Raw genomic sequence first — 12,911 nt, 5'->3', positions numbered from 1 at the left:
GCATGCATGAATATTCAATACGGGAACTTAGCCTGGCTTTGCAAAACCGCTCTATTTCAAGTCTTGAGTTAACCCAACACTATCTGAATCGGATTAGTCAGTACCAAAACTTAAATGCCTTTATTTCTACCGATGAAGAACACGCCATCACCTCTGCAAAAGCAGCGGATAACCTATTGGTACAAGGCAAGGGAACCACATTAACTGGCATTCCTTTAGCGCATAAAGATATTTTTTGCACGAAAACCATGAATACCACTTGTGGTTCAAAAATGTTAGCGGAGTTTCAATCCCCATATGAAGCCACAATAGTTACGAATTTAGCCAAAGAGCATGCCATCATAATTGGCAAAACAAACATGGATGAATTTGCGATGGGTTCAGCGAATGAACACAGTTACTTCGGTTCTGTGAAAAATCCTTGGGATACTGATTACTCTCCCGGTGGATCATCTGGTGGATCGGCAGCAGCGGTGGCTGCTTCATTGGCTCCTTTTGCAACAGGTTCAGACACAGGGGGCTCAATTCGCCAACCAGCGGCCTTTTGTGGTATTTCTGGGTTAAAGCCCACCTACGGCTTAGTGTCTAGATATGGCATGATCGCCTTTGCCTCAAGCCTTGATCAAGCCGGTCCTATGGCTCGAAGTGCTGAGGACTTGGCGTTGATTTTACAAGTGATGGCCGGGTTTGATCATCAAGACTCTACTTCAGTGAATAAACCTCTGCCAAACTTTACCAGCAAGTTTAATCAGCCTATATCCTCCCTTCGCATTGGGCTACCTAATTGCTTCTTCCAAGCTAATGTTGCAGAAGACGTTCAAAAGGCCATCAAAACTGCCATAACTGTGTTTGAACAACAAGGCGCAGAAATTATAGAGCTTGATCTCTCTTTACAGCCATATTGGGTGCCTTGTTATTATGTAATCGCCTGTGCTGAAGCATCTTCAAATTTGTCACGGTATGATGGCGTTCGTTATGGCTATAGAGCTGCTGATCCAGAAAATTTAATGGATCTCATTACCCGTACCAGAGATGAAGGATTTGGAATTGAAGTCAAACGGCGGATATTAACAGGAACCTACGTCTTATCCTCGGGATATTTTGATGATTATTACGTTCAAGCTCAAAAGGTACGTCGCTTAATCTCCGATGAATTGCTTGAACAATTTAAGGAAGTTGATGTAATTCTTGGCCCCACAACACCAACCGCTGCGTTTAAGCTTGGCGAGAAAGTCCTTGATCCCACAGAGCGCTATTTAGCCGATGTATTTACCGTTGCCTCGAATTTAGCAGGCTTGCCCGCCCTATCGATACCCGCGGGACTAACTCAACAGGGACTACCTATCGGCATGCAGCTCATGGGACCACACTTTAGTGAAGAAACATTGCTTGCCTTAGGGCATTTTTTTCAGCAACAAACGGATTGGCATCAGGCCAGGCCACAGGAGTACAAATGACTTGGGAAACGGTTATTGGACTTGAAGTTCATGTCCAACTCAACACAAAATCAAAACTATTTTCCGCTTCCTCCACAACCTATGGCGGTGAACCAAATTCACAAACTAGTTTTATTGATGCAGGTCTTCCGGGGGTTTTACCTGTATTAAATGAGGAGGCGGTAAAAAAAGCGCTTCGATTCGGTCTAGCCATTGACGCGAACATTAATAATCAGTCTTACTTTGAGCGAAAAAATTATTTTTATCCAGATCTACCAAAAGGCTATCAGATCAGCCAATTTCAACGTCCGATAATTGGACAAGGTCACTTAACTATTTCACTCCAAGATGGAACAACCAAAACAGTCATCATTGATCGAGCCCATCTGGAAGAAGATGCCGGTAAATCAGTGCATGATGCTCATCCGCAATTAACGGGAATTGATTTAAACCGTGCAGGAACACCTTTGTTAGAAATTGTCTCAGCCCCTTGTCTTTATTCCGCTGAAGAAGCGATCACCTACTTAAAAGTATTGCATCAACTGGTGCGTTTTCTAGATATCAGCGATGGTAACATGCAAGAGGGCTCTTTCCGTTGTGATGTCAACCTATCTCTTCGGCCTTCTGGAACGTCAACCCTTGGTACTCGTACCGAACTTAAGAATTTAAATTCGTTTCGTTACATAGAAAAAGCCATCGAATATGAAGCATTGCGCCATCAAGATCTTTTAGAATCAGGCCAAGAAGTCATACAAGAAACCCGTTTGTTTTCTCCAGCTTCAAACACCACTCATTCTATGCGCGGAAAAGAAAGTGAACAAGACTATCGTTACTTCCCTGATCCCGATTTGTTACCGATTGAAATTACTGAAGCGTTTCTAAATGACATCAAAGATGCCATGCCACGCTTACCAGAAGACATTAAAAAAGAACTACATCAAGAAAGGGATTTAAAAGAAGACGATATTGAATTTTTACTAAGTTCTCCAACTAATGTTCATTATTTTTATCGTACCCAAGAACATACTAAAGCTTCTAGCAAATTGATTGCTAATTGGCTAAAAGGTCCTTACGCTGCTGTTTTGAATGAGCGAGGGGAGACTTTTGATAACCCACCCATAGAAGCCAAACAGTTTGCCCTCCTACTGGACCAAATAGCAGACAATGTGCTGTCTAGCAATCAGGCCAAAACGGTGTTTTCTAAATTACTCGCCAAGGAAGGTTCTGTGGATGAGATCATTGTGACAGAAGGCTTTAATTCTAGTTTCGACCTAAGCGAACTAGATAAAATTATCGCAGACATCATTGCTAAACACCCCCAGCAAGCTGAAGAGTACAAAAATGGTAAGGAAAAACTTCTTGCGTTCTTTGTTGGCCAAGTCATGAAAGCCACTAAGGGGAAAGCGAATCCTGAAATGATAGGTCAGGTAGTTAGAAAACAACTGTTGAAGTAGCGTTTGATGAAGATGGCCCGAACTAATCGGGCCAAAGTAGTCTTTAGGTTAAGTGATGTTAGTAAGGACGAACAATTACCGTTGATCCCACGTCGAGAAACTCTTGGTTTAACCATTGTGCAGCACTGGGTAGGACCCTAACGCAACCATGGCTGGCGTTATAATTAGGTACTTCGTAGGCCCCGTGAATGGAGTATCCTCCATTAAAGTGCATGCAGTAAGGCATCTTAGCACCACCATTCGTTTCAATGGGATAGATGCTTGAGGTACAATCTTCCCCTTTTTTCGAATAAATTCGATAGGTTCCAACCGTTGTACGGCACGGGCGTCCTACGTCTTCGCAAAAGCCTTTACCACCTGACGCTCGACCTGTTTTTACACGATTTCCTTGTGCATCGTAAGCCGCCCAGGCGGTGGCTCTAGGGTCAAAAATAAACACTTTTCGTCCTGTGGCGGGACGTTTTTCAGGAAAGTGATAACTTCCCTTGGAGTCTGAAGTATGATGCGCTGTATAATGAGTATATCCCGCATCATCTTCTATCGCATGCATTGGCGCACAAGCTGCCACGGCCAAACATGCTGGTACAAGTAAAAGTTTGCTTTTCATGCGTTTTTCCTCCCTGTTTAACAAGTTTATCGGGAGGAACTGGAATAAATTTAGTTCTTTTTAGTTATTTTTGGTCCTGACTGTTCTATTTGTGATCTTTTTTATTGTTTTTAAACGCTTTTTTTTCAGATTCAGGTAGGAGCTCAATAACCGCCAATATGAGCTGCTCATCACTGCATTCAAAACAACCACCTCGAGCAGGCATTGCATTGAATCCCTCCTCAGTGTGTTTAAACAAAGCATCTATCCCCGCCTTAACTCGAGGTTCCCAGTCTTTTTCATATCCAATACGTGGTGCCCCTAAAGGTAGCAACGGCTTTTCTGCATGACAATTTGCACAAAAATGCTGAACAATTTGTTGGCCTTCATCTTGAGTGCCCTCAATTTGTTTTAGAAAATCCTGAGGATGGTGGCTTACTGCCCAGGAAATCGCGCTGAATAAAAAAAGACTTAGACTCACAATCGTGCGCGCGAATCGTTTCTTGGTAAAATGAAAAAACATGTACAGCTCCCTTAGTGAACAGACTGCATATGAAAGGAATCATGAGGATCTCAAATACATATCCGCTCTGCCCATTATATTTTCTTTTTATGCAATATCAAATCAATACAGACTGACCTGTTCTGAAAAAAATTTAAGAATTTTTTGCCAATTGAACTCAGTTAAGGAATTTAATACAACATCCGCTTCAAAGAGTATTTGTTCATTACCAATACCAACGGAACCCATCCCAGCTGAGTTGATTGCTTGTATTCCAGCCGCTGCGTCTTCGACACCTATACATTGCACATGAGAAATCTTAAACGCTTCAACGACCTTCAGGAACACTTCAGGATGAGGCTTACTGTGTTTAATCTCGTTTGCATCAGCAATATAATCAAAATAATGAGTTAAACAGAGTTTTTCTAAAACGAATTTCGCATTTTTGCTGGCTGAGGCTAAGCCAATTAGAATACCCGCCTCACCAAGTTCCTTTAAAACCCGCTCAGCGCCTGGCAAAATATCTTGAGGAGACATCGCGTCAACTAAGGCAAGATAGTAAGCATTTTTTTCGGCAGCTAACTCATTTTTTTCCTGTTGAGTTCGCTCTAACTTTCCTTTTGATAGAATATGTTCTAAGGAGGTTAAGCGATCAAGGCCTTTTAATTGCTCATTATCACGCTCATTAAATTCGATATTTAACCCATCTGCAAGCTTTTTCCATGCTTTAAAGTGATAGTGAGCAGTGTCCGTGATCACACCATCTAAATCAAAAATAACAGCTTTAATGGTCATGCAAGCGCTTCCTTAGATAGTATCTCTAGGTGAGTCGAATGGGCTGGTGTTAAATAAATCTTTTTACCATTCAGTTGAATGATTAGAGGTTGCCCCTCAACAAGTTTATAGGTTGTACCATCCCGCCTTACACTAACGCTTAACCGACTCCCTTTAAAACGCAGCTGAAATTGATAACCCTGCCATTGTTCAGGTAAAACGGGGTTAAACACCAAATGATCTTTACGCGCTCGAAACCCAGCAAAACCATGAATAATAGAAGCCCAAGAACCAGCCATACAAGCTATATGAACACCAAATTCGCTATTACCATGATGATTATCTAGATCCATACGGGCCGTGTCCTCAAAGAACTCATAGGCTTTTTTATAATCACCTGTTTCGGCAAACTCCAACGCATGAATGCAACTAGAAAGACTGGAGTCGTGTGTCGTCAGTGGTTCATAAAATTCTAAATTTCTCTTTTTTTGCTCGCGATTGTATTCGTCATCCAGTAAATACATCGCTAAGACGACATCCGCTTGTTTTAAAACCTGGTGGCGATAAATGACTAGAGGATGAAAGTGTAATAATAATGGATATTTATCGTTTGGGGTATTTTGGAAATCCCATACAGCCTTATCTAAAAACGCATCATCTTGCTTATGAATTTTAAGCGTTTCATCAAATGGGAGATACATGTTTTCAGCAGCGTTTTTCCACGAGCGAAGTTCTTCGGGTTCAAGATTAATACTACGTTCTAATGCTTCAAACCGTTGGCTATCATCCTCTTGCAATTGCTTAGCAACCTCAACAGCAAATAATAAATGAGCCCTCGCCATGCTATTGGTATAAAAATTATTATTGACGATGGCGGTGTATTCATCCGGTCCCGTTACCCCATCGATGCAAAATTGATCTTGCCGATTGTGATTGAAATGCCCCAGTTGCAACCATAATCTTGCAGTTTCAAACAGCATCTCTGCCCCACCCTGCCATAACAGCGATTCATCATGGGTCGCGTTTACATAACACTTCAGCGCATAAGCAATATCGGCATTAATATGATACTGTGCGGTTCCTGCTGGGAAATAAGCTGAACATTCATTGCCACCAATAGTACGCCATGGGTACAAAGCGCCGTTAGGATGAGCCATTTCTCGTGCTCTCGCTCTAGCGCCATCAAGCGTATTAATGCGAAACTCAAGTAATTTTCTAGCCAGCTCGGGTTGGGTAAAGCAAAGAAAAGGAATGACATAAATTTCTGTATCCCAGAAATAATGGCCATCATAGCCGTGTCCGGTTAATCCCTTAGCGCCAATATTTGAACCCCCGTTGCGGCCTGAGGATTGAAAAACATGAAACAGATTAAATCGTATTCCTTGCTGTAATGGCTCATCTCCATCAATAACCACATCCGCGTCCTGCCAAAAGTTCATCAACCATTGTTTATGATGCTCACGCTGTTGCTCAAACCCGATTGCCGCTTCTTGTTTAATGGTATTTTTTAATGACTCTAGCAAGTTTTGATGAGCATTCTCAGCAGAGCTATGATTATAACCAATCCATTTATAGAGGGTTACAGGAGTTCCTTCTGATAACGCAAGTTCATAATGCTGCTGAAGCAATGAGGATTGGTTCAACAGTTCTTTTAGGCAAACTTCCGTATCAAATTCATCCATCGCTACACTCGCGATTACAAACTCTGAATTCTTAACCTGATGCAGATATCCATTAAATTGCTCGCTTTGCTCGATTTTAAGTTGTGACAAGCTTTCAGCAATGGAAAGTCGACCAACCCTTGGATCGTCCTTATTGACTTGAAACTCATAGCCCGCATCAAGGGACGACAGCAATGTCAATGGCCCAGAAAAATTTTCAGCGGTAATTTCATACCGAATGCACATCAAGTTTTGAACCGCCAAGGAAACAAAACGTTGAGAATGAAGACGGAGTTTTTTTCCACTGGCTGTCGTCCAGGTTTGGGTGCGACTTAACAGACCGTCACGTAAATCTAATGTGCGAATGGACGTTGCACTATCCTTGGTAAAGTGAAGCAATTCACCATCCAAAGACATTGTAATTCGCTTGCCATTCGGGACTTGAATCATTTTTTGATTATGTGTGGCAAACCCATAGGCAGACTCACCATAAGCGATAGGTTCTTCTTGATAAACCCCGTTAAGATAAACGCCTTCACAGCTTGCCATATTGTCTAATGCGGGCTCTTCGAAAGTTCCTCGACTACCAATATAACCATTGGCTTGAGCTAATAGGGTTTCTGCCAGTAATTGTTGTTCTGGCAAACATTTGTCAACCGTGAGTTTCCATGGGTGAATTGGAAATAATCCAGTTTTTATTTTTTTACTCATTCATAAACCCTTACAACGTATTCCGTCTGTTTATCGCGAACTTATTCTCAACGCTTGGGAGGGGAATATGTCCGCCTAAAATATCGCATTTTGAACGATCACGGGTATATACCCGTAATCTTTCAAAATGCGTGATTTATGCTTTTTCTTTTTCGCCCTGCCGCATTTTAAAAAACTCGCAAGGGAATGAGCCATTACTCGCTTTTTAAAATGCGGCAGGACAAAAAATAAAGGCGCCTAAAAACACGCATTTTGAAAGATTACGGGTATATTACTTTCTTTGAAATGGATTGCAATACGAAATGATTCGTTTAAACTGAGAAAATTTTGTGAGCTTTTTTCCGGCAATTATTTTAGTATCTATTCACTACAATTATGAATGCGAAAGTGAAAAGTCCCGTTTTAAGCGCAGGTTGGCTTTTAGTGAACGTGGTGAATGGTTACTTATTTTGTAGCTGAGTTACGTACAGGAGATATCCGGTACAAAAGGAGATGTAAACAATGAAAAAATGGCCACTTGTACTAGCATTGATACTCACATACGTCATCTTTGCCATTTTACTTAACAGTGTTGGTACGGTTATTCTTCAAGTGATCCATAATTACAACATCACTAAGCATAGCGCCAGCACTCTGGAAGGATTTAAGGATTTACCGATTGCTATTGTTTCTTTTTTTGTGGCTTCATTTTTGCCGCGCCTTGGCTATAAAGCATCTATACAACTTGGACTAATCGTAGTAACCATGGCGTGTTTTGCCATGCCGTTATTGCCCAGTTTCATGACCACCAAATTTTTATTTTTAGCGCTTGGAGCAAGTTTTGCCCTGGTAAAAGTATCAGTCTACGCCACGATTGGTACCATCACAGATAGTCCTCGTCAACATGCATCATTACTTAATACCATCGAGGGTTTTTTTATGCTTGGTGTATTATTTGGAAATTGGTTATTTAGTTTATTTATCCATGATTCAGCCACGAGGACCCAAGAATGGCTAAACGTGTATTGGTTATTAGGAGGGTTGTGTCTTATCAATCTTTTTACCTTAAGATTCACCTCAATTCCTAAAGTTAAATCCACCACCCAAGGTTCCTTCTGGCAAGATTTTAATGACATGCTGAAGCTTAGTTATCAATCCTTTGTTTTAATTTTCATCATATCGACGTTCATGTATGTGCTTATTGAACAAAGCATTAGTACTTGGTTACCAACTTTTAATCATGAAATTTTGAGGATTCCTCGCTCAATGAGTGTTCAAGTTGCAGGACTTATGGCGGGATCGTTGGCTCTGGGACGTTTGCTGGCAGGGATCTTATTGAAACGCATAGCCTGGCATACTCTACTATCTATTTGTATTATTGGGATGGCTACTTTATTGATCGTAATACTCCCAGTAACAAAAGGGATTCGGCCACCAACTCCTGTCAATTGGCAAAATGCCCCTTTGGCCATTTATTTACTGCCTATTATTGGTATTTTCATGGCCCCGATTTATCCTGCGATCAACTCGGTTATGCTTTCATCCCTCCCTAAATCTCAGCATGCAGCCATGACTGGCTTAATTGTAATATTCTCAGCTTTAGGAGGTACTACTGGAAGCATTATTACAGGCAACTTATTCCATAGTTTTGGTGGGCAAAAAGCATTTTATCTATTGCTATTACCTTTAGCCATTTTATATTGTTCAACCCAAAGCTTTAGAAGCGTGACCCGCCATTCACCTGCTGTAATTTAACGGGGAACTAACCAAGAGCCACCTACACAATCGACATTTGGTAAAGCCAGATAAGCTTGGTAATTTTGTTCGTTGATTCCTCCGGTTGGACAGAATCTTACGTTAGGGAAAGGGCCGTAAAATGCTTTTAATGCCGAAATCCCACCTTTTGCCTCTGCTGGAAAAAATTTGAAATGCGTATACCCGTGCTCTAGCCCTATCATTAATTCTGAAACACTACTGAGTCCAGGAATCAGTGGAATATTGCCTTGTTGACCAGCTTTAAGCAACTCAGGCGTTAGACCAGGACTTAATGCAAACTGAGCACCGGCTTCCTCCGCCTTTGCAAGCTGTTCTGCATTTAATACCGTCCCTGCTCCTGTCACGACATCGGGAACTTCACGACGAATCAACTGTATCGCTTCTAAGGCAATAGGAGTTCGTAGAGTAATTTCTAGAACCTTAACGCCTTTAGCAACTAATGACTGAGCCATAGAGATGGTTTCTGAAAGTTCTGTAATCACGATAACAGGAATAATTGGGCCTAACTTAAATAAATCACTAGGCAGTAACGGCCATTTTGGGTGTTGCATCATATTCATCTTTCCCCTGTTGCTTTAAAAAAAGTGCCGCCCCTAATAAACCTGGCTGCTTGGTCGTAATGGCGAAGGTTGCAATCCCTTGGTTGACGAGGCTAAAACGTCCTTTAGCCTCAAAACGCTGACGAAACAGCTTGTCATTGAGACGTGGTAATAATTTGGGGATTATCCCGCCAGCTAAGTAAATGCCCCCATACGCATTTAGCGTTAAGGCTAAATCGCCCGCAAAGCTGCCTAGAGTGGCAAAAAATTGCGTGATTGCCGATTGAGCCAGTTGATCCCCCTTTTCGGCTAGTATTGCAATTTCTGAAGCTGATTTCGGAGTCGCAGAGACGTTGAAATAGTTCGACAAAGCCAAATAAATTTGCTCCAACCCTGAGCCAGAAAGAACGCGCTCGATGCTAACTCGACCAAACTTATCCTGTAGAAAGTGATAAATAAATTGCTCTTGTTCATTTTCAGCGCACCAACCAACATGTCCGCCTTCACTGGCTAAAGGAACGTATCTACCTGATTCTGAAATAAGAAACGATACACCTAGCCCTGTGCCAGGGCCAAGAATCACTTTGGGACCATGCTCTACGATCTGACCATCACCAATTTGAACGGTTTCGGCTTTAGGAATAGCAGGCAAACTCATTGCAATGGCTGTAAAATCATTAAGCGCAAAGAGTGCATCCAAGCCCAATGATTTTTTTAATGATGAGATTCTCCATTGCCAGTGAAGATTCGTCATTGAAATTTCATCCCCCAAAATCGGGCTAGCCACCGCAATGGCTGCCCGTTTAATGGGCTTACGTACAACGGTCTTCTGATAATGGGTAAAAACCGCTTCGAATGATGGAAATTCAGCACAGGGATAAACGACAAAATGAGTTAGATTCATTGTATCTAAGTCAACGCAAGCAAAACGAGCGTTAGTTCCACCAATATCAGCAACAATGACCACATTACTCATGCCCCTGAGCCTCACTCACGTATAAACTACAGGCACCTTGTTCTGCGCCACTAAGCTGTGAGCGCATACTGCCAAATAGCTCTCGCCCTAACCCATAGTAATGTTGAGACAGCAACGGTTTAGTTGATGATCGTTGTTCCAACGCCTCATCTGGAACCATCAAACGAATAATCCCTTTAAATGGATCAAGAACGATGAGATCGCCTGTTTTAACCTTTGCAATAACCCCACCATTGAGCGCTTCGGGGGTAAGATGAATTGCTGCGGGAATTTTACCAGAAGCGCCAGACATTCTTCCATCCGTAACAAGAGCCACTTCAAATCCACGATCTTGTAATACGCCCAACAATGGCGTCAGCTTATGTAGTTCGGGCATGCCACAAGCTTGAGGACCTTGATAAGGTAATACAATGACGCAATCTTTATTCAGTTCACCTGCTTTAAACGCGGCTTCAACTTCCTCTTGAGAGAAAAAAACGACCGCAGGTGCAGCAACAACCCCTTTGCCCTCAGGCAAAGATGAGGTTTTCATAATGGCTCGTCCTAAATTACCGCATAAAACACTTAATCCACCTTGTGGACTAAAGGGGGTTTTAACATCCGCTAGCACGTCTGTATCTTTAGAAGAAGTGGGGCCAGCCCCCCAAGTCAATGCGCCATCCACCATCTGTGGCTGTTGGGTATAATGCTGCAATCCAAAGCCTGCGACGGTATTTACTTCTTCATGCAACAACCCTGCTTCGAGCAAAGTATGGATTAAAAAGGCCATGCCACCGGCACGTTGGAAGTGATTGATGTCGGCAGATCCATTAGGATAAATACGAGTAATAAGAGGCGTAACTTGAGATAACTCAGCAAAATCGTCCCAGTTGATGATTAAACCAGCTGCACGAGCAATGGCAACTAAGTGCATGGTGTGATTGGTTGACCCACCGGTCGCTAAAAGTCCAATGATGCCATTGACCAGTGTTTTTTCATTGAAAAGCTTGCCGATTGGCAAATAATTCTCTCCAAGATGGGTTAGCTCGAGCACTCGTCGCGCTGCGGTGTCCGTTAACGCCGTTCTTAACGGGGTATTGGGGTTCACAAACGATGCTCCAGGAAGATGTAACCCCATCATCTCAATTAATAGTTGATTGGAATTTGCCGTGCCATAAAACGTGCACGTTCCAGGACTATGGTATGAGGCGGCTTCAGCATCTAATAACGCTTCTCTATCCACCTCTCCTTTAGCGAATTTTTGGCGAATGCGAGCTTTATCTAGATTAGACAAACCCGATGGCATGGGGCCTGCGGGTACAAATAAAAAAGGAAGATGGCCAAAGCTTAAAGCGGCTATTAGTAACCCTGGTACAATCTTATCGCAGATACCAAGCATCAACCCGCCATCAAACATGTTGTGTGACAAACTAACGGCTGCCGCCATTGCAATGACATCGCGACTCATTAAACTTAAGTCCATGCCAGGTTGGCCTTGAGTAATTCCATCACACATAGCCGGTACCCCACCAGCAAATTGCGCGACGCCGCCTGCGCTGGCAATGGCCTCTTTAATTTGTCGAGGATAAAATTCATAAGGCTGATGTGCTGAAAGCATATCATTATAGGCTGATACGATCGCAATATTTGCTTTTGTTCGCCCGCGTAAATCCTGTTTCCCTGCTTCCTGGCAGGCTGCAAAGCCATGAGCCAAGTTTCCACAGCCTAATGCATGTCGATGAGGTCCTTGTTCTTTAGCTTTTTCTAATCGTTCTAAATAGTGTGTTCTAAAGGGCTTGCTCCGTTCAATAATACGATTTGTTACGGTTTGTACAACTTTATTCATACAACGTTCCTTACAGAGGGGAATACATCACTTGCACATCACAACGAGTATGGTGTAAAAAAGCTCGAATCGGCATTTCTAAAGGGTCAACGCTTTCCAAGGCTTGGTTAAATACAGCCAGCTTTTTTTCACCCACCAAATGCAAAAATACGACACGACTGTCCAAAAGCCTCTTTTTGGTCAAAGAGATGCGTTGATAAGGAGCATGTCCTGGGTTGATTTCGAGCACGGCAGAAGACATGTCATCATCCAAGCCGAGTTTGAGCTCAGGGCTGCAAGGAAAAAGAGAAGCCGTATGACCGTCTTCGCCCATGCCTAAGATCACCGCATCAAAGGTAGGAAGAGCGGCAATGGTTTGTTCAACGTCTGAAAGAGATTTGGTGTTATCATTTAAGCTAATAAACTTAGCTTCAGCAGCAAAATTCTTCAATAAAGTTTCTCTAACCATACGTTCATTGCTGTCTTGCTCAGTTACAGGTAATTTTCGTTCATCAGCCAATGTAATGGTTACATGCTTCCAGTCTAGAGGCACCGTAGATAATGTTTCAAACAACGGTTTAGGCGTATTTCCACCAGATACCACTAAAAAAGCCTGGCCGCGTTGATCAATGGCTTGTTTAATGATGGTTGTTATTTGCTCGGCAAAATAATGATTTAATGTCTTAACGTTGTCAAAAGAATGAATTTTCATT

11 protein-coding genes are annotated in these 12,911 nt (G+C 42.4%); 3 read left to right on the top strand and 8 right to left on the bottom strand.

Annotated features, from left to right (window positions below; translation table 11 throughout):
* The first annotated feature begins 2 nt into the window (after positions 1-2).
* Positions 3-1,457 (top strand): Asp-tRNA(Asn)/Glu-tRNA(Gln) amidotransferase subunit GatA, encoded by a 1,455-nt coding sequence (gatA, locus tag E1O47_RS02505; RefSeq protein WP_133129694.1) that lies wholly within the window; start codon positions 3-5, stop codon positions 1,455-1,457.
* Positions 1,454-2,890, top strand: a complete 1,437-nt coding sequence (gene gatB / locus E1O47_RS02500) for an Asp-tRNA(Asn)/Glu-tRNA(Gln) amidotransferase subunit GatB (protein WP_133129693.1) — start codon at positions 1,454-1,456, stop codon at positions 2,888-2,890. Before gatA ends, gatB begins: the two co-directional genes overlap by 4 nt.
* 58 nt (positions 2,891-2,948) lie before the next feature.
* Here the strand turns inward: gatB and E1O47_RS02495 are convergent, their stop codons facing one another.
* The 4 genes from E1O47_RS02495 to E1O47_RS02480 all read right to left on the bottom strand — a co-directional run bounded on the left by E1O47_RS02495 (position 2,949) and on the right by E1O47_RS02480 (position 7,124).
* The gene (locus E1O47_RS02495; protein WP_133129692.1) at positions 2,949-3,497 is read right to left on the bottom strand and encodes a L,D-transpeptidase; all 549 of its coding nucleotides are present in this window, start codon (positions 3,495-3,497) and stop codon (positions 2,949-2,951) included.
* An 85-nt stretch (positions 3,498-3,582) separates the two neighbouring features.
* Positions 3,583-3,999: a c-type cytochrome gene (locus E1O47_RS02490; protein ID WP_133129691.1), complete on the bottom strand. Its 417-nt coding sequence runs from the start codon at positions 3,997-3,999 to the stop codon at positions 3,583-3,585.
* Between the two features lie 102 nt (positions 4,000-4,101).
* Positions 4,102-4,773 carry a beta-phosphoglucomutase gene (pgmB, locus tag E1O47_RS02485; protein WP_133129690.1) on the bottom strand — a complete coding sequence of 224 codons (672 nt, stop codon included), beginning with the start codon at positions 4,771-4,773 and terminating at the stop codon, positions 4,102-4,104.
* Positions 4,770-7,124 (bottom strand): glycoside hydrolase family 65 protein, encoded by a 2,355-nt coding sequence (locus E1O47_RS02480; RefSeq protein ID WP_133129689.1) that lies wholly within the window; start codon positions 7,122-7,124, stop codon positions 4,770-4,772. The genes pgmB and E1O47_RS02480 overlap by 4 nt, the downstream gene beginning before the upstream one ends.
* A 501-nt stretch (positions 7,125-7,625) precedes the next feature.
* On the opposite strand from E1O47_RS02480, the gene E1O47_RS02475 reads away from it, so the two are divergent.
* The gene (locus E1O47_RS02475) at positions 7,626-8,858 is read left to right on the top strand and encodes an MFS transporter (RefSeq protein WP_133129688.1); all 1,233 of its coding nucleotides are present in this window, start codon (positions 7,626-7,628) and stop codon (positions 8,856-8,858) included.
* Here E1O47_RS02475 and E1O47_RS02470 read toward each other — a convergent pair.
* The 4 genes from E1O47_RS02470 to pgl are packed head-to-tail and all read right to left on the bottom strand — an operon-like array spanning position 8,855 to position 12,910.
* On the bottom strand, positions 8,855-9,433 hold the full coding sequence (locus tag E1O47_RS02470) for a bifunctional 4-hydroxy-2-oxoglutarate aldolase/2-dehydro-3-deoxy-phosphogluconate aldolase (protein ID WP_278025354.1): 579 nt from the start codon (positions 9,431-9,433) through the stop codon (positions 8,855-8,857). The genes E1O47_RS02475 and E1O47_RS02470 overlap by 4 nt on opposite strands.
* Complete coding sequence (gene glk / locus E1O47_RS02465) at positions 9,399-10,394, bottom strand: glucokinase (RefSeq protein ID WP_133129687.1); 996 nt, start codon at positions 10,392-10,394, stop codon at positions 9,399-9,401. Before glk ends, E1O47_RS02470 begins: the two co-directional genes overlap by 35 nt.
* Complete coding sequence (gene edd / locus E1O47_RS02460) at positions 10,387-12,219, bottom strand: phosphogluconate dehydratase (protein WP_133129686.1); 1,833 nt, start codon at positions 12,217-12,219, stop codon at positions 10,387-10,389. The genes glk and edd overlap by 8 nt, the downstream gene beginning before the upstream one ends.
* 10 nt (positions 12,220-12,229) lie before the next feature.
* Complete coding sequence (gene pgl / locus E1O47_RS02455; RefSeq protein WP_133129685.1) at positions 12,230-12,910, bottom strand: 6-phosphogluconolactonase; 681 nt, start codon at positions 12,908-12,910, stop codon at positions 12,230-12,232.
* Position 12,911 lies beyond the last annotated feature (1 nt).

Origin of the sequence: Legionella yabuuchiae, assembly GCF_900640115.1 — a bacterium.
In the GTDB taxonomy this organism is placed as follows: domain Bacteria; phylum Pseudomonadota; class Gammaproteobacteria; order Legionellales; family Legionellaceae; genus Legionella_A; species Legionella_A yabuuchiae.
Note: the sequence above shows the minus strand (reverse complement) of the source record. Positions and strands in the feature narration are given on the sequence as shown.

What these genes read in the sequence shown, in the direction of transcription:
- pgmB (WP_133129690.1), bottom strand. Translation starts at nt 4,773, where the DNA reads ATGACCATTAAAGCTGTTATTTTTGATTTAGATGGTGTGATCACGGAC.
- gatA (WP_133129694.1), top strand. Translation starts at nt 3, where the DNA reads ATGCATGAATATTCAATACGGGAACTTAGCCTGGCTTTGCAAAACCGC.
- E1O47_RS02480 (WP_133129689.1), bottom strand. Translation starts at nt 7,124, where the DNA reads ATGAGTAAAAAAATAAAAACTGGATTATTTCCAATTCACCCATGGAAA.
- E1O47_RS02490 (WP_133129691.1), bottom strand. Translation starts at nt 3,999, where the DNA reads ATGTTTTTTCATTTTACCAAGAAACGATTCGCGCGCACGATTGTGAGT.
- glk (WP_133129687.1), bottom strand. Translation starts at nt 10,394, where the DNA reads ATGAGTAATGTGGTCATTGTTGCTGATATTGGTGGAACTAACGCTCGT.
- pgl (WP_133129685.1), bottom strand. Translation starts at nt 12,910, where the DNA reads ATGAAAATTCATTCTTTTGACAACGTTAAGACATTAAATCATTATTTT.
- gatB (WP_133129693.1), top strand. Translation starts at nt 1,454, where the DNA reads ATGACTTGGGAAACGGTTATTGGACTTGAAGTTCATGTCCAACTCAAC.
- edd (WP_133129686.1), bottom strand. Translation starts at nt 12,219, where the DNA reads ATGAATAAAGTTGTACAAACCGTAACAAATCGTATTATTGAACGGAGC.
- E1O47_RS02470 (WP_278025354.1), bottom strand. Translation starts at nt 9,433, where the DNA reads ATGATGCAACACCCAAAATGGCCGTTACTGCCTAGTGATTTATTTAAG.
- E1O47_RS02495 (WP_133129692.1), bottom strand. Translation starts at nt 3,497, where the DNA reads ATGAAAAGCAAACTTTTACTTGTACCAGCATGTTTGGCCGTGGCAGCT.
- E1O47_RS02475 (WP_133129688.1), top strand. Translation starts at nt 7,626, where the DNA reads ATGAAAAAATGGCCACTTGTACTAGCATTGATACTCACATACGTCATC.